This window comes from Bradyrhizobium acaciae (genome assembly GCF_020889785.1).
Taxonomy (GTDB): Bacteria; Pseudomonadota; Alphaproteobacteria; order Rhizobiales; family Xanthobacteraceae; genus Bradyrhizobium; species Bradyrhizobium acaciae.
On record NZ_JACMYK010000317.1, the window covers coordinates 1 to 1,026 of the forward strand.

1 protein-coding gene and 1 pseudogene are annotated in these 1,026 nt (G+C 69.3%); both read left to right on the forward strand.

The annotated features are described in order from the left end of the window. Positions 1-530, forward strand: a pseudogene (locus H8A92_RS40510) (2-hydroxy-acid oxidase); the annotation flags it as partial. Beyond that, on the forward strand, positions 527-1,026 hold a 500-nt coding region (locus tag H8A92_RS40515; protein ID WP_229200812.1), incomplete at its 3' end, for a 4Fe-4S dicluster domain-containing protein. The pseudogene H8A92_RS40510 and the gene H8A92_RS40515, both read left to right, overlap by 4 nt.

The following is a 1,026-nucleotide window of genomic DNA, read 5'->3' on the forward strand; positions in this document are numbered from 1 at the left end:
GCCAGCCGGTGACGCTGGTGCGGCTCGAGGGCATTTCGGCGTCGGCGGCGCACCGCGCGGCCTCGCTGAGCCAGGCACTCTCGACCTATGGAACGGTCGACAGCCTCGCTGACGACGCTTCCGTTACGATCTGGAGCGCGCTGCGCGACGTGGTGCCGTTTGCCGCAAACGGCGCGCTCGGGGCCTTACCGGTGTGGCGCATCGTTTGTCCGCCGGCCATGGGTGGTGCGCTGGGCCAGGCGCTGGCGCGGTCAACCGGCGGTGATGTGATCTACGACTGGGGCGGTGGGCTGATCTGGGCCGCGGTGCCGCAAAGCGCCGACGCGCAGGCCACGCTGGTCCGCGGCCAGGTCGAGGCGATCGGCGGACATGCCACCCTGATCCGCGCCGGCCAGGATGTGCGCCGTGCGGTCGATGTGTTCCAGCCGCAGGCGGCCGGGCTTGCCGCGCTCGGCGAACGGGTCAGGGCGAGTTTCGATCCGAGGTCGATCCTCAACCGCGGCCGGATGATGCGAGGCGGGGCTGCATGAAGACCGAGTTTACCCTGGCGCAGCTTGCCGATCCCGACATCAAGGAAGCCGACAAGATCCTGCGCGCGTGCGTGCATTGCGGCTTCTGCACCGCGACCTGTCCGACCTATGTGCTGCTCGGCGATGAGCTCGATAGTCCGCGTGGCCGCATCTACCTGATCAGGGAGATGCTGGAGAAGGACAAGCCGCCGACGGCAGACGTGGTCAAGCATATCGACCGCTGCCTGTCGTGCCTCGCCTGCATGACCACCTGTCCGTCGGGCGTGAACTACATGCACCTCGTCGACCAGGCCCGGGTCAGGATCGAGCGGGACTACCAACGGCCGCTGACCGAGCGGCTGCTGCGGTCGGTGCTCGCCTTCGTGCTGCCGCGGCCGGGCCTGTTCCGGATCAGCATGATCATGGCCGGGCTCGCCCGTCCGTTCGCGGCGCTGCTGCCGACGCCGTCGGTCGGCGCGGCGAACCCGGGCCTGCTGCGGCGGATCAAGGCGATGCT